Origin of the sequence: Vitiosangium sp. GDMCC 1.1324 (genome assembly GCF_003044305.1) — a bacterium.
Lineage (GTDB): Bacteria > Myxococcota > Myxococcia > Myxococcales > Myxococcaceae > Archangium.
On sequence record NZ_PZOX01000003.1, the window covers coordinates 609,972 to 630,225 of the forward strand.

The following is a 20,254-nucleotide window of genomic DNA, read 5'->3' on the forward strand; positions in this document are numbered from 1 at the left end:
GCGGGTGGGGGGACAGACGTGGCGGCCAATCACACGACACTCGAGAGGGAGCGGGAGCCCTCGCTCTACGCGGGACTGCTGGGCCCGGCCTGGATGGGGTTGCCCCCCCTCGTGCGTCGGCTGCACCGCGAGGGACACGCCAGCGGGCGCTTCACCATCCGCCGCGGCCCGGGCGTCCTCTCCGCGTTGATTGGCTGGCTCTGCCGCTTTCCTCCCGATGGCCAGGACGTCCCCACCCGCCTCGTGGTCCGGCGCGAGGGTGCCGGACAATGCTGGGAGCGCACCTTCGGAACGCATGCGCTCGCCACGGCTCAACGGGCCCGGGAGGACGGGAGGCTCGTGGAGCAGCTCGGCCCCGTGGAGTGCGTCTTCCAGCTGTACGCCGAGGACCAGGGTCTCATCTATGAGCAGGTGGGCGCGTGGCTCCGCCTCGGGCCCTGGAGCGTGCCACTGCCCCGCCTGTTCACTCCGCGCATCGAAGCCGAGGCCGTCGAGGTCACCGGGGGAATGCGCGTGCGCGTCCACATTGGTGCGGCCCTGGTGGGCGGACTGCTGACCTACGAAGGTGTCGTCACGCCCGTGGAGGAGGCTCCATGAGCACGGCGCTGTGGCTGCTCGCCGTCCAGGGCGCCCTGGGCGCGTTCGACACGCTCTACTACCACGAGTGGCGTGCCCGGCTGCCCGCGCGCGTCCCGGGCACCCGCCCCGAGCTGCTCCTGCACGCCGCTCGCGACTTCCTCTACGCGCTCCTCTTCGGCACCCTGCCCTGGCTGGCGTGGCGAGGTGCCTGGGCGGCCGTGCTCGCGCTCGTCGTGGCGACGGAGATCATCATCACGCTCGCCGACTTCGTGGTGGAGGACCGGGTCCGCCGGCCGCTCGGAGGCGTCTTCCCCGGAGAGCGGTGCACGCACGCGGTGATGGCCATCCTCTACGGCGCGGTGCTCGCCCACCTCGTCCCCGAGATGCTCGCGTGGTGGCACCAGCCCACGGGCCTGGACGTGGCGCCCGTTCCCCTCCCCGAGCCGCTGCGTCTCGTGCTCGGACTCATGGCGGCGGGCGTGCTCGGTTCGGGGGTGAGGGACCTGTATGCCGCGCTCCAGCTCCCCGGGGGTCGCTGGCCATGGCCCGCGGAGGAGGCCCGGGTGCAATGAGACGGCGAGCCCTGCATCGCGCGGTGTTCTCCCTCGCGGCCCTCTACAACATCCTCTGGGGCCTCTACGCGGCGCTCGAGCCGCAGTGGCTCTTCCGCTTCGCGGGCATGCCGCCCATGAACCAGCCCGCCCTCTTCTCCTGCCTGGGCATGGTCATCGGCGTCTACGGCCTGCTCTACGCGGAGGTGGCGCGGCGGCCCGAGCACGGCTTCGCGCTCGCCGCGGTGGGACTGCTGGGCAAGGTGCTGGGGCCGATCGGGCTCGCGGCCCTCATCCTCCAGGGCGAGTGGCCGGTGGCGACACTGGTGCTCTGCCTCACCAATGACTTCATCTGGTGGGTGCCCTTCACCCTGTACCTGTGGGACGCGTGGCCGTACTACCGCCGCACCTTCACTCCCGCTTGAGACAGCGCTTCCACAGCGCCACCCCACCCCAGCGCCGCTCCAGGCAGAATCCCGCGGCGCGCAAGGTGTCCTCGCCCACCGCCTTCCCGTCCACGAGCGCATGGGAGATCCGCGCATCCGAGAGTTGATCGCGCACCTCCGCCTCGGTGCGCTCGTGCTGCATGAACACCGGCACCTCACGGTGCAGGTAGAAGCGGCCTCCGGTGTTCCACTCGGGCGGGCCGACAATGACGAGCCCGGTGAGCGCCGCATCCCTGCCCGCGAAGACGGTGCCGTCGATGAGGCCCGAGCGCAGGCCCATCGGGAGGAGCACGGTGGCCGCCGCCACGGAGGAGAGCACGTACAGCCCCACGAGGACCCCCAGCACCGTGCGCCGGCCCTCGAGCCGAGAGAGCGCGCTCCAGGCCGGGCCGGCCGCGATGGCCACGAAGAGGGGCAGCAGCGGCACCAGGAAACGCGCCTCCTTGTGCCCCAACGCGCTCACCACCCCGAGGTAGAACGCGAAGGCGCCCACCACCACGTCTCGCCGGGCCAGCCCTCGAGCGAAGTGCCAGACGAGCAGCATGGGCGCCATGCCGGCGAGGATGGGCGCGTACCACCACCAGGGTTGCCGACCAAAATCCGCCGCCGAGGAACCGCTGGCGATGTTGAAGTGGAAGTAGCGCCAGGCGGAGTGCCAGGGCATGCCCCAGGTGAGCCAGTCGAGCACGCCGAGCCCCAGCAGCACCACGCCCACCCCCACCGCGAAGCCCACGAACGAGCGCCAGCGCCGGGCCCACATCAGACTCACGGCGAGGGGCACGCCAAACACCGCCGAGGGGTAGCGGATGACGAACGCCACGCCCAGCAGTACGCCGCTCCACAGCCCCTCGCGAAAGCCGTCTCGGACGCGAGCGCGCTGTACCCACAGGAGCGAGCCCAGCAGAGGCACCGCGCTCAGCACATCCCCCACGGGCCGCGCGGCGTAGATGAGGAACCCACCCCAGGTGGCATGAACACCCGCGGCTAGCAGCGCCGCATCGCGGCCATCCCGCTCCTCCACGAGCCGGAACAGCAGCAGCGTCCCCACGGCCTGCACGCCGGCGCACGCGCACCACAGCACGCCCGCCATCGCCCACGGGTGCTCGAGCCCGACGGCCCGGCACAGCGCGAGGAGCCCACCGAGCACGCCCGGCACCGCCCAGTTGCGCAGCCCCTGCACCCACTCCCAGGCGACCACGCGGTACCCGAAGGCGAGCCCATGCGCCGGCTCCAGGTACTGGAAGACCTCGTCCGGATGCAGCCTCCCACGATTGAGCGCCGCCACCAGCACCGCGAGGAACGCACCCGCCGCGGCGATGCGCGAAGGCCGGGCCAGGACTCTAGAGCGGAGCATCCAGGAACCCGGGCCGCAGCTCCGTCACCTGCCCGCCGCTGAAGGAGAACCGGTCGCCGAAGGGAGGCCGATCCCCGTTGAGGACGTAACCGAAGTCCAGGCGGAACGGGTAGGTGTTGAACTGGGGGAAGAACAGCCGCACGCCCACGCCCACCGTGTGCACGAAGCTGGGACTGACATCGAACGCCGAGCCTGCGTCATAGAAGAGCACGCCGCCCAGGTGCACCGTGTAGAGGATGAGCGGCGGGGTGCGGTACTCCACGTTGAGCAGGGCCATGCGCTTGCCCGTGTAGGCCTCGGCCTTCGTCCCCCGCAGCCCATTGCCTCCTCCGAGCAGCAGCACGCGCTCGTTGAGGTCGTCGATGTCCACGTCCAGCAAGCCCCGCACCACGAAGCGCCCGCCGAGCACCTTCGGAGACACCTGCTGCACCTCCGCGGCCCAGCGGCGGTTGGTCCACGCGCCCTCTTCACCGAGCAGCCGGCGCACCGAACCAGCGGCGGCCACCGAGCTGAGCGCATCGCCCAGGCGCACGCGGTAACGGGCGGTGAGCCCCACCTCGGCGAAGTTCCCGGCACCGGCCAGCAGCGCGGGCGCATAGCGGGCCGTGGCGGTGACGTAATGCCCCACCTGGTAGTCCTCGGAGAGGGCATAGGTACCCACGTCGCGCATCACCTCGTAGCGGGTGTCCCAGAGGCGCACGTAGCCGAGCACATACGTGGCGTCCTCGCTGCGCGGCAGGTGGGTGTCCTGAAACCACGCGCGCTGGGCCTCGTCCAACCCGGAGCTCGCGGGAGCCCCATAGCGCCGGTGGTACGCGCCGAGCCCCGCGCCCGCATCCAGCTTGTAGCGCGAGCCCCACGAGCGCAGGTACAGCGTGCTCCCGCTGAGCTCACGAGCGTCGTAGATATAGGGCACCGTGCCGCCCTCGGGGTAGGGCAGCGCCCACACGTCGGCGCCGCGGAAGATACGCACGGGCTGCACGCGCCACACCGCCTGCGCCTGGAAGCTCCACGGCGTGTCCAGCGAGAAGAAGGGCCGCGTCAGCAGCACGCTCCCCTTGGTGCCCTCGAGCTGGTTGTGCTCGCGCCCGAAGACGAGCGAGGCCGTCTCCTCGAGCGACCAGCGGCTGCCGCCCAGGCGCTTGTCGATATACGTCTGTCCGAGGCTCACCGAGTCGCGGCGCAGCAGGAAGTCCAGCGCCACCTTCTTGTTCAACCCGAGGAAGTTCTGCTCGGTGCCCTGCAGGCGCAGGGACTGCACCAGCGAGCCCACCAGCTGGAAGTCCTGGTTGAGCCGCAGCGACCACAGGTCCTTCGTGACGACCAGCAGCGACACCGCGTCCGGCGAGGAGCCCCGCACCGGCACCACGCGCACCACCGCGAAGATGCCCAGCTTGCGCAGGTTGCGCGCCGTCTCCAGCGCCAGCTTCGCCGAGTAGAGCTGCCCGGGCTCCAGCAGCACCTCGCGCCGGATGACCTCGTCCCGGGTGCGCGCGTGGAAGATGTCGAGGAACATGGGGTACGGGTCGCTCGGCGCGACGACGTCCTCGGAGGCCACGAGCACCGACTCCAGGCGCTTGCCCTCGGGGTCCGGCTCGAGCGTCTGCCCCGCCTGCCCCAGTCCCCACTGCACGAGCGCGTCCTCATAGCCCTCGGCGGGCGTGGAGGGTTCCGCGGCGAGCAGGGACGCGGCGAGCAGGGCGGACCAGGCGAACGACACCCCCCCATCCTGTCATGCCGGGAATACGGTAGTGAACAGCTCCGGTGCCTCCCGGGCTGGAGGGCATTTCCGGACGTGGCCCGAAGCGGGAGACTTCTCCTTTCGAGCGATGGACTCCGTAGCGTCCGGACACAACGTGAAGATTCTCCTGGTAGAGGACAACGAGGACATCCGAGAAGGTCTCACCGACCTGCTGGAGAGCGAGGGCTACTCGGTCTCCAGCACCAGCTCGGCGGAGGAGGGGCTGGCCCTCTTGAGGGCGCAGTCCTTCCACCTCGTCATCACCGACTACATGCTGCCCGGTGAGACGGGCGGGTGGTTGTTGGAGCAGGCCGAGCGGGAGCAGCGGCTGCGCGGCATGGGGGCGATGATGATCACCGCGCACCCGCGCGTGCAGCCGCCAGCGGGCGTACGCCTGATGCAGAAGCCGCTCGACATCGACGACTTCCTGCGCGTGGTGTGCGAGTCAATCCTCCCCGTGCGCGCGAACACCGGGTAGCGGCGCGGCGCGCAGGTCTCCTGGACGGGGAGCGGGCAACTTCTCGCCACGGGCAATCGCCCCCACGATGTGCGCCAGCTGGTCCACTCCATCCGTCAGGGCCGCCGGCCCCGGTTGGAGGATGAGCGAGCTCTTCACCTCGTAGAGCTGGTCGTCCACCACCGCGGCCACCCGCTCCCAGCCCAGCCGGGCGACGATCTTCTCGCGCTTCGCCTTGCGGCCACACCAGCTGGCGATGACGCCCTCGGGGTTCCTCCGGGCCACCTCGGCCGGGTCGAAGATGCGGCCCTTGGCCCCCTGCTGCTGGCGCGACTCGCGGCACACGTCCTCGCCCCCCACCAGCTCCACCAGCTCCGAGCACCAGCGGATGCCGGAGATGAGCGGCTCGTGCCACTCCTCGAAGAAGATGCGGGGACGGCGCGGCAGGCGCTCCGCCGCCTCGGCGTGCCGCGCGAGGTTCGCCTCCAGCTCGTCCGCCAGCTTCTCCGCCGCCTCGGCCCGCCCCACCAGCGCCCCCACCACGCGCACCGTCTGGAGGATCTCCGCGATGGACCGCTGGTTGAAGAGGACCACCGGCACCCCGCGCTTGCACAGCTCCCGGCCCAGGTCCGCCTGCAGGTCCGAGAAGCCCAGCACCAGGTCCGGCTTCAGCTCGAGGATGCGCTCGAAGTTCGCGTCCAGGAAGGAGCTGACGCGCGGCTTCTTGCGGGCCTCGCGCGGCCGCACGGTGAAGCCCGAGACGCCCACCACGAGGTCTCCCGCCCCGATGCGGTACAGCGTCTCCGTCGTCTCCTCCGTCATGCAGACGATGCGCTGGGGGTAGCGCGGCGCGGAGGACAGCAGGGCCTCGAGTCGGTCAGTCATACGCTCAGTGTAAGGCTTCAACGCTCCTGGATCGGCGCGAAGTGTCCGCTCGTGGACTTCCTTCCCACGGGCCTTCCGGACCATGCTTTCCTCTACCCCGAGCAGGGCCCGGATGCGACCGACATGACTCCCGCACGAACGACATCCCGAACCTGGGTACTTCTTCTGCTCCTGGCGGTGGCCGTGAGTGCCTGCGGCCCTCGCACCAAGCAGCAGCGTCAGGACTACGGAGAGCGGCGGACCGACGAGGCCACCCTGCTGCTCAACGAGGCCGAACAGTACCTGCGCGCCCTGGACGCCGACCGCGCCGAGCCTCTGCTGGCGAAAGCGGCGGAGCTGCTCTCCCATCCCGACGTCGAGCTCTCTCCCGAGGCGGAGATGCTCCACTCGCAGCTCGCGGACCTCCAGGCGCGCGTTCCCCGCGCCCGGGAGGAGCGAGTCAAGCAGCAGAAGGACGCCGTGACGGATCGCGAGCGCAAGGAGCGCGAGGCCATCGCGGATCGCGACCGCAAGCAGCTCGAGGCCGCCGTGGAGAAGCAGCGGGACGCGGTCGTGCAGGCGATGTTCGAGGTCAGCGAGGCGGTGGACGCGCTGGAGGGCAAGGGCGCCGGGACCGAGCAGCTGGAGGCGGCCCGGGCGGCGCTCAAACGCACCCGGGGGCACCTGACGACGGGCAAGGAGCTGGAGGCGAAGAGCGCGGACTACGCGGCCTCGGCGCGGAGCACCGAGCGGCGCCTGGAGCAGGCGGAAGCACGGCTCCAGCGCGCGCAGAGAGTCATCGAGTTCATCTCCGGGCCGCTCGGCGACAGCCAGGAAGTGCCCGCGCTGGAGAAGAAGGCGAGGAAGGAGAAGGACCTGGAGGCGCGGCTGTCGCTCTACGCGGACATGCGCGATCGCTACCGCCGCTGCGGAGACGAGGCGCAGAAGCTCCTCGCCGAGAGGCCCGAGCTCGCGAAGAGCCCCCTGCCAGTGAAGGGCCGCCCGATGGCTCTCAAGGCGGTCATCACCAGTTGCAAGAAGAAGGCGGGCCTCCTCCAGCGCTCGGTGGTGAAGCTGGAGAAGGCCAAGGTGAAGCAGGAGAAGCTCCAGGCGAAGAAGGAGCTGGCCCGGGCGAAGCTGGAGAAGCTCAAGGCCGCCAAGCAGGCCGCCCGGGAGAAGGCGCTCGCGCGCAAGCGCCGCTAGGCCTCACGAGGTGTACGCCGCCTCGCCGTGCTGGGTGGAGTCGAGCCCCATGCGCTCCTCCTCCTCGGAGACGCGCAGGCCCAACACCTTGTCCACCAGCTTGAGGATGCCGAGCGTCACCACCGCGGTGTAGGCGCCCACGGCCAGCACAGCCAGCGCCTGCTTGCCGAGCAGCACCGGGTTGCCGTGCAGCAGCCCGTCCGCGCCCGAGGGGTTGAGCGAGGCCTGGGAGAACACCCCCACCAGCAGCGCCCCCAACAGGCCGCCCACCCCGTGCACGCCCCAGGCGTCCAGCGCGTCGTCGTAGTGCAGCTTCTCCTTGAGGAGCACCGCGCCGTAGCACACCACGCCGGCGATGAGCCCGATGGCCAGCGACGCCGCGGGCGACACGTAACCCGCCGCCGGGGTGATGGCCACCAGCCCCGCCACCAACCCGGACACGAAGCCCAGCAGCGTGGGCCGCCTGCGGAGGAACCACTCGGCCGCCGTCCACGACAGCGCCGCCGCTCCCGCCGCCACGTGCGTGGTGACGAAGGCCAGCGCCGCCACCTTCCCCGCCGACAGCGCGCTGCCCGCGTTGAAGCCGAACCAGCCGAACCACAAGAGCCCCGCCCCCATCACCGTCATGGGCAGATCATGCGGGATGAAGCGCTCGCGCCCGTACCCCACGCGCTTGCCCACGTAGAGCGCGCACAAGAGCGCGCTCAACCCCGCCGTCCAGTGCACTACCGTGCCTCCCGCGAAGTCGAGCACGCCCAGCTTCAAGAGCCACCCGCCCTCGGCCCACGTCCAGTGCGCCACCGGGTCGTACACCAGCGTGCTCCACAGCAGGATGAAGAGCACGTACGCGCTGAACTTCATCCGCTCCACGAACGCCCCCGAGATGAGCGCCGGGGTGATGATGGCGAACTTGAGCTGGAAGGCCATGAAGACCAGATGCGGGATGCTCCCCTTGGCCTCCAACGCCACCTTCTCCAGGAGCAGGTAGTCCCCACCGCCGATGAGCCCTCCGTGCGACTTGCCGAAGGCCAGCGAGTAGCCGAACAGCACCCACTGCACCGTCACCAGTGCCAGCGCGAAGAACGAGTACATGAACGTGGCCAGCACGTTCTTGCGCCGCACCATGCCGCCGTAGAAGAGCGCCAGGCCCGGCGTCATCAGCAGCACCAGCGCCGAGGCCACCAGCATCCACGCCGTGTCTCCCGAGTCCGCTACCGGCTCGGCCGCCTGCGCGTGCGCCAGCCCGGCCAACAACAGACACAGCACCGGCGCCAGGCGCCGGCTCCCTCGCACCCACGGAGAAATCACCATGGACAGACAGCGTGCCTTGACGCAATGCGTAAGTCCAATACCCCCGAGGGCACTGTCGAATCGAACGCAGCGCGTCAGTGAAGGACCCCGCAGGTGAACCTGTCTGGTACGTGACGGATCCGCTCCAGAGCCGTATTGTCGGCCCCCCACGGCACACGAATCCAGAGGCCTCCGACTTTTCGGAGTCGGATGGTCTGGTGTTAGCATACGAGACAGGTCACATTTCGCACCGCCCACCGGCGGGCGGCGGGGGAGCTCATGGTACAAAGCGGCGCCCAGGCGCAGAGCGCACCGGCCGACGTCGGAGATCCCCTCATCGGCCGGGTCCTCAACGACAAGTTCCGGATCGTCGAGGCGCTCGGCGCGGGAGGCATGGGCCGGGTGTACAAGGCCGTGCAGGCGCCGCTGGACCGGCCCGTGGCCCTCAAGGTGCTCAACCCCCAGTACAGCGAGGGCAAGGACCCGGGCTTCCAGAAGCGCTTCTTCCTGGAGGCGGCCGTCACCTCGAAGCTGCGCCACCCCAACACCGTCACCATCATCGACTACGGCAAGACGGACGACGGCGTCCTCTACATCGCCATGGAGTACCTGGAGGGGCAGACGCTGGCGCAGCTCCTCACGCAGCAGGGGCCCCTGGCGTGGATGCGCGTGCTGAACATCGCCCAGCAGGTGGCGCGCTCGGTGCGCGAGGCCCACAAGGTCGGCCTCATCCACCGTGATCTCAAGCCCGCCAACATCATGGTCCTCAACCAGGAGGACGACCTGGACGTGGTGAAGGTGCTGGACTTCGGTCTGGTGAAGTCCTTCCTACCGGACCGGGGCCTGCCCAACGAGGCCGAGCTCACCCAGGCTGGCGTCATCCTCGGCTCGCCGCAGTACATGGCGCCCGAGCAGGCGCGCAACGTGTCGGACCCGCGCAGCGACGTGTACTCGCTGGGCGTGGTGATGTTCCAGATGCTGATGGGGCGCCCGCCCTTCCAGGCCGCGCAGAGCATCGACGTCATCTTCAAGCACCTCAACGAGGCCCCACCCATCTTCGGCGCCATCTGGCCCGGGCACACCGTGCCGCAGGAGGTGGAAGCGCTGGTGATGCGCTGTCTCAACAAGCGCCCCGAGGAGCGCTTCCAGTCCATGGACGAGGTGCTGGAGGCCATCCGCCGCACCGCCTCGTCCGCGGGCTTCAGCGGCGCCTTCTCCGGCTCGCACAACGCCGTCACCAGCGGCATCACCCCCGTTCCCGGCCATCATGGCAGCGGCCCCATCTCGGGACCGCAGACCGGTCCCCTCCCCGCCCCCGGCGCCACCAGCGCGAGCACCGTGGCGCTCGACATCGCCGTGGAGGAGCCCGAGAAGCCAGCCGTCCGGCGCACGCTGCCCCTGGCCCTCTTCGGTGGCTCGCTGCTGCTCGGACTGGGCGTGGCCGCGGTGCTGGCCCTGCGCGCCCCCGCCCCCCAGGCCCCTCCCCCGCCGGCACCCGAGCACGTCGCGCGGGTGGCTCCATCGCCGAAGACGGCTCCCGCCGCCGAGCAGCCCCGCGCCGAGGAGCCCGTTCCCACCGCCCCGGCGACACAGCCCGCCGCCGAGCCCGCTCCCGTGGCGGCCGCCGCGGCCGACCCCACCCCCATCCGCTTCCTCATCGACAGCGTGCCCGGTGGCGCGAAGGTGCTGTACGAAGGGCGGGTGTTGGGAGAGACGCCGGTGGAGCTGCCGGTGCCCCCGGGCGCGGATGGCCACGCGAGCGCCCGACTCACCTTCGCGCTGGATGGCTACCAGCGCGTCACCGCCATCGCCGAGGGCGAGGGGCCGGTGGTGCGCTTCAACCAGAAGCTGAAGAAGAAGTCCGGTTCCCGATCCGCGACGGACAAGGACTCCTCCGGGTACAAGGACGACCCCTACTGAGATTGTGATGAACCCGACCGCCTTGAAGCGAGCGGGCGCCCTCGCGCTGGTGCTGTACGCGGGGAGTGCCTTCGGTGACGCGCGCCTGGAAGCCCGCCGTCACTTCCGTACCGGCATGAGCCTCATTGCCCAGGGGCAGTATGACCAGGGCGTCGCCGAGCTGCTGGAAGCCTATTCCATCAAGCCCCACCCCAACGTCCTCTACAACATCGCCCGCGCCTACCAGGACGCGGGCCGGTTGTCCGAGGCGGCGGATTACCTGCGGCGCTACGTCGCCGCCAACCCGCCGGATGTGGCCTCGGCGCAGGCCACGCTGGTGAAGTTGGAGGAGTCGCTGCGGACCGCCGAGGCGGCGAAGCTGGCCGACGCGGGCAGGCCCTCCGATCCGGCGAAGAAGCCTGGGCTGCCGCCCATGCCGGCCCCGCCCGGAGCCGAGACGGCGAAGACGATGGCGGTGCTGGTGGAGCGGCTGGAGAAGGCCATCGCCCGCGCCGAGTCCCTGCCCGCCGCGCCGCCCGCCGCCGCCACGCAGGCCTCGCCCTCCGCCGCCGGGGTGGACGGCACCGAGACCGTGGCCGCCACCGACGAGGACGAGGGCGCGGTGCCCTACGAAGAGCGCGTGGTGACGGCGAGCCGCCGGGCACAGTCCTCGCTCGAGGCGCCCAACGCCACCAGCGTCATCACCGCCGAGGACATCCGCCTCTCCGGCGCCACCAGCCTGCCGGAGCTGCTGCGCCGCGTGCCGGGCGCCGAGGTGATGATGATGGGGCCGGGCAGCGCCAACGTGTCGCTGCGCGGCTTCAACCAGCGCATCGCCAACAAGGTGCTGGTGCTGGTGGACGGCCGCACCGAGTACCAGGACTTCCTGGGCATGACGCTCTGGTCGTCCATCCCGGTGGAGCTGGACGACATCGAGCGCATCGAGGTCATCCGCGGTCCGGGCAGCGCGCTCTACGGCGCCAACGCCATGCTGGGCGTGGTCAACATCATCACCCGTCCTCCGGGCACGGGCCCCCGGGCGCGCTTCCAGGGCCAGCTAGGCAACGGCAACGCCGCGGGCGGCAGCTTCGTGAGCCATGGCGGCTCGGGCGCGCTGCGCTACCGGGCCTCGGCGGCGTACTCGCAGGTGGACAAGTGGAGCCGTGACTTCGCGGATGACCGGCCCGACATGGTCGTGCGCGATCCCCAGCCCGAGCTGGGCGTGCGCAGCGCGCGCGGCAACCTGGCCACCGTCTACCAGTTGGACTCGGGCGCCGAGCTGGGCCTGTCCGGCGGCGTCAACCGCTACTACACGGAAGCCTATCCGCTGGGCGTGCTGCGCAATTACTACCTGGACGGGGTGAGCGCCTTCGCCAAGGCGGACGCGGGGCTGGGACCGCTGAAGATCAAGGCCTTCTGGAACCACCTGTCGGCGGACGCGGGGCCCCAGTTCGAGGCCCTGGGCCAGCGCTCGCTGGCCACGCACGTCACCTCCAACCTCTTCAACGGCGAGGTGCTGCTCAGCAAGAGCTTCCAGCTGCTGGGCGAGCACCAGGTGAACGTGGGCGCGGAGGGCCGCCTCAAGCGCGTGGCCTGGGACTACCTGGGCCCGCTGCGCCAAGAGTTCCACGCCGCGGCCTTCGTGCAGGACGAGTGGCGGCTGTCCAAGCCCTTCCGCATCGTGGCCTCCTACCGCGTGGACCGGCACCCGCTGCTGGACGGAGGCAAGCCGGGCCTGGCCCACTCGCCGCGCGTGTCCGCCCTCTTCATGCCCTTCGAGGGGCACGCCTTCCGCGCCAGCGCCGCCTCGGCCTTCCGCGAGCCCACGTTCCTGGAGAGCTACATGGGCGTGCGCATCCCCATCCCGGGCGTCAACGGCGCCACCGCGCTCTCCGCCGGCAACCCGGCGCTCAAGCCCGAGCGGATGGTGGCGCTCGAGCTGGGCTACCGCGGCGAGGCCCCCACGCTCGGCATGGACTGGGACGTGGCGCTCTACCAGAACACGGTGAAGGACCTCATCCACCTGTCCGCCGTGCAGCCGCTGCCGGCGGGAGACTCCTGGGACGCGACCTCGGGGACGTTCCTGCTGGGTCGCTCCATCTTCCAGAACGAGGCGGCCGCCTATACCGCTCGCGGTGCCGAGGCCGGTGTGACGCTGGCCCCGGTGGACGGACTCGGCATCAAGGCCAGCGCCGCCTTCCAGCACGTCTCGGCCGAGGGCGAGGATGGCCTGTGCGGCCCGTGCAGCCAGGCGCCCCAGTTCAAGCTGTACGGTGGCATCACCTACCGCACGCGCCAGGCTCTGGAGCTGGGCGTGGACGCGGCCTGGACGTCGGCCACCACCTGGGTGGAGCGCGAGCCCGCGGCGGATGACCCCACCCGCATCGAGCCCCTGGCCAACCCGCTGCCCGCCTACACCATCATCAACGCCCGCGTGGGCTACACGCCGGTGAAGGACAAGGTGTCGGTGGCGCTGGTGGGCTCGAACCTGGGCCCCGCGCACTCCCAGCACCCCTTCGGCAACCGCATCGAGCGCCGCGTGCTCGCCATCCTGACGGTGACCCCATGAGCTCCTCCTGCCAGAAGACCCTGGTGGGCCTGGCCCTCGCGTCCGTGCTCGCCACCGGCTGCGAGCCCCCTCCCGTGGTGCCCACCGCGGACCGCCGCCAGAACCAGCAACTGTCGCGCATCGAGGGCCAGGTGGTGGTGCAGAGCCGCGCCCGCGGCAACGCCATCGTGCTGCTCTACGACGCCGACCGCCCGCCTCCGCCCCAGGGCGCGGGCCGCCCGCTGAGCTTCACCGTCATCCCCGCCGCGCAGCTCTTCGGCCCGGCGGACCCGAGCTCCTACGGGCCCTTCACCGCGTCCTTCACCTTCAGTCTGGTGAACCCGGGGCGCTACCTGCTGCGCGGCTTCATCGACGCGGACACGTGCCTCACCAGTGCACAGCCCTGCCACACTCCGGACTTCCTTCCCTGGTACGGCATCACCGGCGAGCCCGGTGCCGGAGACGTGGGTGGTGCCGCGGTGGACCCCGTCACCCGCGTCCCGCGCGTGGTGGAGGTGGCCGAGGGTCCGGACGGCGCCCTCCAGGCGGCCACCGGTGTCACCGTGAGCTTCAGCGACTCGACGACCGTGCCCATGGATCGCCCCGCCTTCCAGGTGGTGGGGGACGCGCGCTTCAACCCGGCGGCCGGCGCCAAACGGTTGGAGCTGAAGCCCCTGCAAGTACACGAGGGCGCGGTGGACGTGCGGCCTCCCGGCCTGGTCGTGCGCTACGTGGACAACAACAGCGACGGCACGCCCGTCGATGCCGACCGCGATGGCGAACCGGACCTCTGGCCCCGCGTGCTGGTGCGCAAGCTGGCGGAGGGGCAGGCGCTCACCCCGACGCAGCGGCTCCTCACCGACGAGAACGATCTGAACCGTGATGGCGTCCTCGACACCGAGGGCACCGACTACATCCGCGCCGACGGAAAGAGCGACGGCCTGCCAGACCAGGTGGTGCTCGTCGCGAAGATCGTGCAGGAGCCCGCGCTGATGGATGCCCTCCGCAGCAACAATGGCACCGCAGTTGTATCTTCACTCGGAGTGCAGGTGCTTCCCCAGGCACTCGACGCGCGTGATCCACGCAACCCCGTGGCGCTGCGCTCGGTGCCATCCGGCCGCTACGCCGTGACGCTCGTCCACTTCACCGGCCAGACGTGGCGCGTGCCCAACGAGCTGGCTCCAACCCTTGCGTCCGAGCACGGCCTGCCCTCGGTGGAGAGTCAGTCCTTCGTGCTCGAGGTCCCGTGAAAAAGGTTCATCCCACGGATTGAAAATCGCCAACACTCCACTCCGCGCTGCTTTGACTTCGACGTGTCCGTCGGCGAACATACGAAGCCATTGGGAGACACTCCAATGAAGCCGGCCCCCCTCGTGCCAGAAGCAGCGGCGACGTCCTCGCCACGTTCCTCGACGGCTCCCACCGAGTCGGCGCGGCCGTCTGCTGTCTCCAGCGTGAGTCCGGTGCGAGCCCCGGTGATTCCCGAGCCCGCGCGTCCCTTCGGGATGCTCAACTCGGATACGGCCAAGGCCTTCGTGGCCGCGGCGACTCCCGAGGCACGCCCCTTCGCTCGCCCGGAGGCCACGGTGCAGCCGCAGCGCGTGCTGCTGGTGGATGACAGCCGCTCCATCCGCACGCTGCTGAAGATCTACCTGATGGCGCGCTCCTTCGAGTACATCGAAGCGGAGTCGGCGGAAGCGGCGCTGAAGGTGCTGGACGCGCAGCCGGTGGACCTCATCCTCACCGACTTCCACATGGATGGAATGAACGGCGCGGACTTCGCGGCGACGGTGCGTGGGCACCAGGACCCGAAGGTGTCCAAGCTGCCCATCCTGATGATGACGGGCGACGCGAACGCGGCCGAGGTGCGCAACAAGGGACAGAAGGCGGGCATCAACGCCTTCGTGCGCAAGCCGGTGAGCTGCGCCCAGTTGATGACGCTGGTGGACACCATCCTCCCGCCGGCGAAGTAGGAACGGGAGCGGCCCGTCGCCGCCTCCCCTGCGCGGAGAGGCGTGCGCGTCACTTCAGGGTCAGCAGGGCGCCCACCACCATCAGGGAAACCCCGAGCCCCAGCTTCCAGGAGAAGGGCTCCTTCAGCACGAGCACGGCCAGCACCAGCGTTATCGCGAGGCTGAGCTTGTCGATGGGCGCCACCCGCGAGGCCGGCCCGAGCTGGAGCGCGCGGAAGTAGGCGAGCCACGACAGGCCCGTGGCCACGCCGGAGAGCACCAGGAAGAGGAGCGACTTGCGGCTCAGCGAGGGCAGCGCGTGTTGCTCGCCCTGGAGGAAGACGAGGCCCCAGGCGAACACCAGAATCACCACCGTGCGGATGGCGGTGGCGAGGGTCGAGGGCACACCCTCCACGCCCACCTTGGCCAGAATCGCCGTGGCCGCCGCGAATCCGGCGGACAGCAGGGCATAGGTCAACCACGACATGACAGCCTCCTATGCGGAGGGTGCCGAGGCCGGAGACACTGCCCGCGCCCGCCGCTTGCGCACCGCCTCGACCACGCGAATGACGAAGAGCAGCGCCAGCACGCCACCGTACACCAGCGGCTCGGTGAGGTCCTTCTTCACGCGCCAGACGAAGTGCACCACGCCGAGCGAGGCCGCCACATAGGCCAGGCGGTGGAGCCGCTGCCAGGCGGGGAAGCCCATGCGGCGCACCATGCGATTCGTGCTGGTGACGGCCAGCGGCACCAGCAGCACCAGCGCGAGGAAGCCCAAGGTGATGAAGGGCCGCTTCGCGATGTCCTCGAGGATGACGCCGAGCGCCAGTCCCTGGTCCAACACGGTGTACGTGAGGAAGTGCAGCGAGGCGTACGTGAAGCCCAGCAGGCCGAGCAGCTTGCGCACACGGATGGGCCACGTCCATCCGGCCACCACCTTGAGCGGCGTGCACGCGAGCGAGGCCACCAGGAGGATGAGGGCGAGCATCCCCGTCTGGTTGAGCGTGCGCTCGATGGGATTGGCGCCGAGCGTCCCCTGCGCGAACTGGAGCGCCAGGAGGGCCAACGGAGAGATGCCGCCCACGAGGACGGCCGGCTTGAGCCAGGGGTGCGGAGGGGAGGCCATGGGCTTCAGAAATGACGACTCAGATCCATGCCCGTGTAGAGGCTGGCCACCTGGTCCGCGTAGCCGTTGAAGGGCAGCGTGGGACGGCGGCGGAGCTCGCCGATGCGCCGCTCGGAGGCCTGGCTCCAGCGCGGGTGCGGCACCTCGGGATTCACGTTGGCGAAGAAGCCGTACTCGCGGCCGTTGGCCTGGTTCCAGGTGGTGGGCGGCTGCTTCTCGGTGAGGGTGATGCGGACGATGGACTTGATGCCCTTGAAGCCGTACTTCCACGGCACCACCAGCCGCATCGGCGCGCCGTTCTGGTTGGGCAGGACGCGGCCGTACAGGCCCACCGCCATCATCGTCAGCGGATGCAGGGCCTCGTCCAGGCGCAGGCCCTCGACATAGGGCCAGTCCAGCACGGAGGACTTCTGACCGGGCATCTGCTCGGGGTCCTTCAGGGTGGTGAAGGCCACGTACTTCGCCTTGCCGGTGGGCTCCACGCGCCGCAGCAACCCCGCCAGCGGGAAGCCGAGCCACGGAATCACCATGGACCAAGCCTCCACGCAGCGCATCCGGTAGACACGCTCCTCGAGCGGGAACCAGGACTGCAACGTGTCCATGTCCACCCGCTGCGGCTTGTGCACCTCGCCGTCGATGACGACCGTCCACGGGCGCGGCTTCAGCGTGTGCGCGTTCTCTGCGGGCTCGCCCTTGTCGAGACCGAACTCGTAGAAGTTGTTGTAGGTGGTGGCGTCCTCGTAGGACGTGGGCTTCTCGTCGGTGTCGTAGGGACCACGAGGCCGCACCACCTTGGGCGCCTCGCCCGGCGCCGAGGGCAACGGAGAGCCTCCTCCTCCCGTGGGCCGGTTGCTGAGGAGCTGAAGACCCGTCCCCACCACCGCGGCGGTACCCGTGAAGAGGGCGGCGCTCTTGATGAACTCACGCCGGCGCAGGTACAGCGACTCGGAGGTGATCTCGGAGCCCGGCGGCTCGGGCAGCTTCTGGCGCATGGTTTCCTCCCTTACGCCCGAGCCGGAATCCCGTTACATCCGGGCCGGAGGCTCAGGGCGCGGCCGGCTCGCGGCCAGGAGCGAGGGCCCCGGCCCGGGCCCGAGCATCGCGCATCTTCCACAGGCGCCACCAGGGGGTGGAGGGCGACTCGTGGTGCTCCCAGTGGTAGCCGAAGAAGTAGCAGGAGAGCATGGCCCACAGGTGGTTGCGCGGCAGGGAGCGCGCGTGGTGGGGCGCCATGTCCGGGGTATCAGGCCGCCGGTGGGGCAGGAAGGTGCCGAAGTAGAAGAGCTGCACCGTGCCGAGCAGCGAGGGCACCACCCAGAAGGCGACGATCCGCCACTGCGCCACGCCGAGGTACAGCAACAGGTTGAACTTGGCCGCCATGACGAGCAGCTGCGGCCAGGTGGTGTAGCGCACCATGAAGGTGGCGAACCACGGCCAGAAGGACTGGGTACGGGTGGAGAAGTCCGGGTCGTCCGCGCCAGTGGGGTTCGCGTGGTGGGCGCGGTGGTTGACCACCAGGCGCCGGTAGGAGAGCCCGGCGAAGAGGAAACAGGCAGCCGAGCCCACGGCCTGATTCACCCACCGGTGGCGGCTCACCGTGCCATGCATGGCGTCATGGCCGGTGATGAAGAGCCCGGTGCACAGGTACGCCTGCAGGGCGATGTGCAGGTACGTGAGCGGCGAGGCGAGGGACAGCCGTGCCGCCGCCAGCAACCAGACGAGATGACCCACCCAGGCGCCGAGCACGCTCAGCGCGATGAGGACACCCCAGGGAGCTCGAGGAACGTGACTGCGCATCCGCCTCCTCTTCTCATCCGGCGCCGCCCGCCGCGCAAGGGAAGACGCGCGCGGCGAACGACCGTACGATAATGCGACCTACCGGCTGGAGAAGCCCCCGAGGTCGGCCGTGAGCTTCTCGGCGGTGACGTAGCGCGGCTCGATGTCCACGGGGACGTTGCTCAGCTTGTCCAGGACGCGCTTCACCTCGGGGCGCACCACGCCCATCTTCTCGAGCAACGACTCGGCGTTGGCGCGGCTGCCACTGGCCTGCAACTCCATGAGCTGCTTCGTCAGCGCGATGACGGACTCCTTGATCTTCCCCGGCACCACCGCGAACGTGCCGTCCTTGTTCACCACCACCGCGCCGGTGTCGAGGAAGTGGTTGAGCTGCAGGGCGATGCCCTTGCCGTGGGCCTCGTTGATGCCGAAGCGGATGGAGCGGAACGCGGACGCCAGGAAGGTGGTGTACATGGTGCGCTCCATGTCCTTGTCGATGACGCCCTTGTCCACCAGTTGCTGCAGGGCCCATAGGCCGGAGATGTCCGCCTTGGCCTCCTCGATGGCGCTGGAGGACGCCTGGAGCGCCTGACGCACCGTGGTCTGCTTGCCCTCCACGGTGATGTTGTGGGGCCCCAGACCGTGCATCAGCTCGTGCATGAGGATGTGGGTGAAGAAGGCGTCGAAGGACACGTCCTTGCGATCCTTCGTGGGGAGCGCCACCTGGGCGATGGGCACCAGCACGCGCTGGAACTTGGCCTCCTGGATGTTCTTGAGCATCACGCGCTTGGTGCCCTTTTCGGCCGCCACGCGCTCGTCGTTGGGCAGGTTGTAGGCGGCGGTCTGCACGCCCCGGTTGCCATCACCCGAGGAGAAGATGCTGTTGACCACGCGGATGGGCGCGAGCGCTCCCAGCTTGGGGTTGCGCAGCTTCGGGTCGATGGGGAGGGCGTTCTCCAGCGCCTGGAGCTCTCCGCTGAACTTCGCGAGCTTCTGCGTCTCCGCGTCGTCGCGCAGGCCGATGAAGGCCTCGAAGGCGGCCTTGTAGTTGAACCACTCGTCCTCGTAGACCTCGTAGGGTCCGACGGTGGGCTCGATGCTGGCGTCGAGCTCCATCCAGGCCACTTCGCTCGGGTAGTAGTCGTTGCTGAGGAAGCCGTCTGCGCGCTTGGACAGGAAGGCCTTCAGCGTGGGCTGGGCGGTGAGCTCCGCGGCCTCGCGCAGCAACTGCGCGGCCAGGGCGAGTTCTCCCTGGTACTCGACGCTGTAGGGGACGGAGATGAACTTGCCGCTGGTGTCGCGGCGGAGGGTGGTGAAGAAGCCGGTGGCCTCCTTCTGCTGGGCCTCGGGAAGGGTCTTCACCCAGGCCTCGATGTCGGCCTTGGAGGCACCGGCCGGATAGAAGTTGCCCTCGGCGGGCTTGGCGGGGACGCCCGGAATGAAGGGCGCGTTGTGGTCGAGCCGGGACCAGGGGCCCTTGTTGAGAAGGAAGGCATGCAACCGCTCGCGGCCGAGCTCGGAGTTGTCCTTGAGGAGGTCGAGCAGGAGCGTCTCGTTGCCGGCCCAGACCTGACGCAGGAAGAGCGGGTCCATGACCTTGGCGGCCAGGGTGATCTTCGCGAGGGCACGGCGCTCGTTCTCGGGGAGCTTCGAGAGATCGGCCTGGATGTCGACGGGGGCGAAGCGGGCGGTGGCGCGCTTGAGCTCGGTGGCGTTGGGCATACGGGAGGGCGTGGGCTGCGCCTCGGCGGCACCGGCGGAGCCCGAGAAGAGCAGCGCGGCGGCGGCGAGGGAGAGGAGGTGTCGGGTCATGGCGGCCCTTTTACCGCAGGCCATCGGACAGGACAGCGAACACTCCTCCCCTCCGCCTTCGGGAGAGGGACGGGGTGAGGGTATCGAACACCTTTCCCGGCCCTCCCGGCATGGACCTGCTACGCCATCCCCGTGCGACGAACGCGGAACTCGGACTCCAACCACCAGGTCTCGCCGTCCGGCTCGAGGATGTGCCCACGCCACACGAAGGACTGGGGGGTGATGTCCAGGAAGGTCCATCGAATGGGCCGCGCGTCGCGCATGCCCACCTGCACGATGTCGTCGCCCTGTCGGCGGCCGATGAGGTCGCTGCGCGTACCGATGACCGGGTTCTGCCACACGACGCGCCAGGCGGCGAGCTCCGGGTCGAAGATGCGCAGCGTCGTTCCGTAGCGGTAGCGCTCCGGCAGGTGGCCCCCCGAGGCGCGCTCCGCGAGGGTGGGCGATATCCAGAGGTCCTGGATCGCGCGTCCCTCCAGCACCCAGGCGAAGTGGATCTCCACGTTGGAGACCGAGACGCGTCCGTCCGGCGCGTGGTCATGAACCTCCCCAGCCCAGCTCCCGATCAGACGGCCGTAGGTGGCGGCGTGCTCGCCGAGGCTCGGGTGCGGTCCGGGGGCCGCGAGCGCCTCGAGAAACAGGTTCTTCATATGACT

19 protein-coding genes are annotated in these 20,254 nt (G+C 69.9%); 9 read left to right on the forward strand and 10 right to left on the reverse strand.

All coding sequences use genetic code 11. The features are described from left to right. The first annotated feature begins 18 nt into the window (after positions 1-18). From DAT35_RS11040 to DAT35_RS11050, 3 genes are read left to right on the forward strand one after another with little or no spacing between them, the layout of a single operon-like run. Entirely contained in the window at positions 19-597 is a 579-nt protein-coding gene (locus DAT35_RS11040; RefSeq protein WP_108066905.1) for a DUF4166 domain-containing protein, read from the forward strand. Then, positions 594-1,151, forward strand: coding sequence for a hypothetical protein (locus DAT35_RS11045; protein ID WP_108066906.1), 558 nt, complete (start codon positions 594-596; stop codon positions 1,149-1,151). Before DAT35_RS11040 ends, DAT35_RS11045 begins: the two co-directional genes overlap by 4 nt. Continuing rightward, positions 1,148-1,555 carry a hypothetical protein gene (locus DAT35_RS11050; protein ID WP_108066907.1) on the forward strand — a complete coding sequence of 136 codons (408 nt, stop codon included), beginning with the start codon at positions 1,148-1,150 and terminating at the stop codon, positions 1,553-1,555. The genes DAT35_RS11045 and DAT35_RS11050 overlap by 4 nt, the downstream gene beginning before the upstream one ends. Here DAT35_RS11050 and DAT35_RS11055 read toward each other — a convergent pair. Further along, positions 1,542-2,930, reverse strand: a complete 1,389-nt coding sequence (locus tag DAT35_RS11055; protein ID WP_108066908.1) for a glycosyltransferase family 39 protein — start codon at positions 2,928-2,930, stop codon at positions 1,542-1,544. The two genes, DAT35_RS11050 and DAT35_RS11055, sit on opposite strands and share 14 nt — an antisense overlap. Further along, positions 2,917-4,650 (reverse strand): BamA/TamA family outer membrane protein, encoded by a 1,734-nt coding sequence (locus DAT35_RS11060; RefSeq protein ID WP_108066909.1) that lies wholly within the window; start codon positions 4,648-4,650, stop codon positions 2,917-2,919. Before DAT35_RS11060 ends, DAT35_RS11055 begins: the two co-directional genes overlap by 14 nt. Positions 4,651-4,786: 136 nt before the next feature. Here DAT35_RS11060 and DAT35_RS11065 point away from each other — a divergent pair, with 136 nt between their 5' ends. Further along, on the forward strand, positions 4,787-5,149 hold the full coding sequence (locus DAT35_RS11065; protein WP_233261409.1) for a response regulator: 363 nt from the start codon (positions 4,787-4,789) through the stop codon (positions 5,147-5,149). On the opposite strand, the gene DAT35_RS11070 is transcribed toward DAT35_RS11065, so the two are convergent. Then, positions 5,117-6,013, reverse strand: a complete 897-nt coding sequence (locus DAT35_RS11070) for a cobalamin-binding protein (RefSeq protein WP_108066910.1) — start codon at positions 6,011-6,013, stop codon at positions 5,117-5,119. The genes DAT35_RS11065 and DAT35_RS11070 overlap by 33 nt on opposite strands. A 123-nt stretch (positions 6,014-6,136) precedes the next feature. Here DAT35_RS11070 and DAT35_RS11075 point away from each other — a divergent pair, with 123 nt between their 5' ends. Further along, positions 6,137-7,195: a hypothetical protein gene (locus DAT35_RS11075; protein ID WP_146209665.1), complete on the forward strand. Its 1,059-nt coding sequence runs from the start codon at positions 6,137-6,139 to the stop codon at positions 7,193-7,195. A 3-nt stretch (positions 7,196-7,198) separates the two neighbouring features. Here DAT35_RS11075 and DAT35_RS11080 read toward each other — a convergent pair whose 3' ends face one another. After that, a complete protein-coding gene (locus DAT35_RS11080; RefSeq protein WP_108066912.1) occupies positions 7,199-8,506 on the reverse strand; it encodes an ammonium transporter in 1,308 nt (435 codons plus the stop codon). Positions 8,507-8,764: 258 nt separating this feature from the next. Between DAT35_RS11080 and DAT35_RS11085 the strand changes: the two genes are divergently transcribed. The 4 genes from DAT35_RS11085 (at position 8,765) to DAT35_RS11100 (ending at position 14,905) form a co-directional block, all read left to right on the forward strand. Further along, positions 8,765-10,405, forward strand: coding sequence for a serine/threonine-protein kinase (locus DAT35_RS11085; RefSeq protein WP_108066913.1), 1,641 nt, complete (start codon positions 8,765-8,767; stop codon positions 10,403-10,405). A 7-nt stretch (positions 10,406-10,412) separates the two neighbouring features. Next, positions 10,413-12,953: a TonB-dependent receptor domain-containing protein gene (locus DAT35_RS11090; RefSeq protein ID WP_108066914.1), complete on the forward strand. Its 2,541-nt coding sequence runs from the start codon at positions 10,413-10,415 to the stop codon at positions 12,951-12,953. Further along, a complete protein-coding gene (locus DAT35_RS11095; protein ID WP_108066915.1) occupies positions 12,950-14,182 on the forward strand; it encodes a hypothetical protein in 1,233 nt (410 codons plus the stop codon). Before DAT35_RS11090 ends, DAT35_RS11095 begins: the two co-directional genes overlap by 4 nt. A 105-nt stretch (positions 14,183-14,287) precedes the next feature. Then, positions 14,288-14,905: a response regulator gene (locus DAT35_RS11100; protein ID WP_233261410.1), complete on the forward strand. Its 618-nt coding sequence runs from the start codon at positions 14,288-14,290 to the stop codon at positions 14,903-14,905. A gap of 49 nt (positions 14,906-14,954) precedes the next feature. Here the strand turns inward: DAT35_RS11100 and DAT35_RS11105 are convergent, their stop codons facing one another. The 6 genes from DAT35_RS11105 to DAT35_RS11130 form a co-directional block, all read right to left on the reverse strand. Next, positions 14,955-15,371 (reverse strand): EamA family transporter, encoded by a 417-nt coding sequence (locus tag DAT35_RS11105; RefSeq protein ID WP_108066916.1) that lies wholly within the window; start codon positions 15,369-15,371, stop codon positions 14,955-14,957. 9 nt (positions 15,372-15,380) lie between these two features. After that, positions 15,381-16,010 carry a sulfite oxidase heme-binding subunit YedZ gene (locus DAT35_RS11110; RefSeq protein WP_108066917.1) on the reverse strand — a complete coding sequence of 210 codons (630 nt, stop codon included), beginning with the start codon at positions 16,008-16,010 and terminating at the stop codon, positions 15,381-15,383. A 5-nt stretch (positions 16,011-16,015) separates the two neighbouring features. Then, positions 16,016-17,002: a protein-methionine-sulfoxide reductase catalytic subunit MsrP gene (gene msrP / locus DAT35_RS11115; RefSeq protein WP_108066918.1), complete on the reverse strand. Its 987-nt coding sequence runs from the start codon at positions 17,000-17,002 to the stop codon at positions 16,016-16,018. Between the two features lie 52 nt (positions 17,003-17,054). After that, positions 17,055-17,807 (reverse strand): fatty acid desaturase, encoded by a 753-nt coding sequence (locus DAT35_RS11120; protein ID WP_108066919.1) that lies wholly within the window; start codon positions 17,805-17,807, stop codon positions 17,055-17,057. Between the two features lie 78 nt (positions 17,808-17,885). Beyond that, positions 17,886-19,598, reverse strand: coding sequence for a hypothetical protein (locus DAT35_RS11125; protein WP_108066920.1), 1,713 nt, complete (start codon positions 19,596-19,598; stop codon positions 17,886-17,888). A gap of 119 nt (positions 19,599-19,717) precedes the next feature. Then, positions 19,718-20,248 (reverse strand): hypothetical protein, encoded by a 531-nt coding sequence (locus DAT35_RS11130; RefSeq protein WP_108066921.1) that lies wholly within the window; start codon positions 20,246-20,248, stop codon positions 19,718-19,720. Between the last annotated feature and the right edge of the window lie 6 nt (positions 20,249-20,254).

What these genes read in the sequence shown, in the direction of transcription:
- DAT35_RS11045 (WP_108066906.1), top strand. Translation starts at nt 594, where the DNA reads ATGAGCACGGCGCTGTGGCTGCTCGCCGTCCAGGGCGCCCTGGGCGCG.
- DAT35_RS11050 (WP_108066907.1), top strand. Translation starts at nt 1,148, where the DNA reads ATGAGACGGCGAGCCCTGCATCGCGCGGTGTTCTCCCTCGCGGCCCTC.
- DAT35_RS11055 (WP_108066908.1), bottom strand. Translation starts at nt 2,930, where the DNA reads ATGCTCCGCTCTAGAGTCCTGGCCCGGCCTTCGCGCATCGCCGCGGCG.
- DAT35_RS11070 (WP_108066910.1), bottom strand. Translation starts at nt 6,013, where the DNA reads ATGACTGACCGACTCGAGGCCCTGCTGTCCTCCGCGCCGCGCTACCCC.
- DAT35_RS11075 (WP_146209665.1), top strand. Translation starts at nt 6,137, where the DNA reads ATGACTCCCGCACGAACGACATCCCGAACCTGGGTACTTCTTCTGCTC.
- DAT35_RS11080 (WP_108066912.1), bottom strand. Translation starts at nt 8,506, where the DNA reads ATGGTGATTTCTCCGTGGGTGCGAGGGAGCCGGCGCCTGGCGCCGGTG.
- DAT35_RS11085 (WP_108066913.1), top strand. Translation starts at nt 8,765, where the DNA reads ATGGTACAAAGCGGCGCCCAGGCGCAGAGCGCACCGGCCGACGTCGGA.
- DAT35_RS11090 (WP_108066914.1), top strand. Translation starts at nt 10,413, where the DNA reads ATGAACCCGACCGCCTTGAAGCGAGCGGGCGCCCTCGCGCTGGTGCTG.
- DAT35_RS11095 (WP_108066915.1), top strand. Translation starts at nt 12,950, where the DNA reads ATGAGCTCCTCCTGCCAGAAGACCCTGGTGGGCCTGGCCCTCGCGTCC.
- DAT35_RS11100 (WP_233261410.1), top strand. Translation starts at nt 14,288, where the DNA reads ATGAAGCCGGCCCCCCTCGTGCCAGAAGCAGCGGCGACGTCCTCGCCA.
- DAT35_RS11105 (WP_108066916.1), bottom strand. Translation starts at nt 15,371, where the DNA reads ATGTCGTGGTTGACCTATGCCCTGCTGTCCGCCGGATTCGCGGCGGCC.
- DAT35_RS11110 (WP_108066917.1), bottom strand. Translation starts at nt 16,010, where the DNA reads ATGGCCTCCCCTCCGCACCCCTGGCTCAAGCCGGCCGTCCTCGTGGGC.
- msrP (WP_108066918.1), bottom strand. Translation starts at nt 17,002, where the DNA reads ATGCGCCAGAAGCTGCCCGAGCCGCCGGGCTCCGAGATCACCTCCGAG.
- DAT35_RS11120 (WP_108066919.1), bottom strand. Translation starts at nt 17,807, where the DNA reads ATGCGCAGTCACGTTCCTCGAGCTCCCTGGGGTGTCCTCATCGCGCTG.
- DAT35_RS11125 (WP_108066920.1), bottom strand. Translation starts at nt 19,598, where the DNA reads ATGACCCGACACCTCCTCTCCCTCGCCGCCGCCGCGCTGCTCTTCTCG.
- DAT35_RS11130 (WP_108066921.1), bottom strand. Translation starts at nt 20,248, where the DNA reads ATGAAGAACCTGTTTCTCGAGGCGCTCGCGGCCCCCGGACCGCACCCG.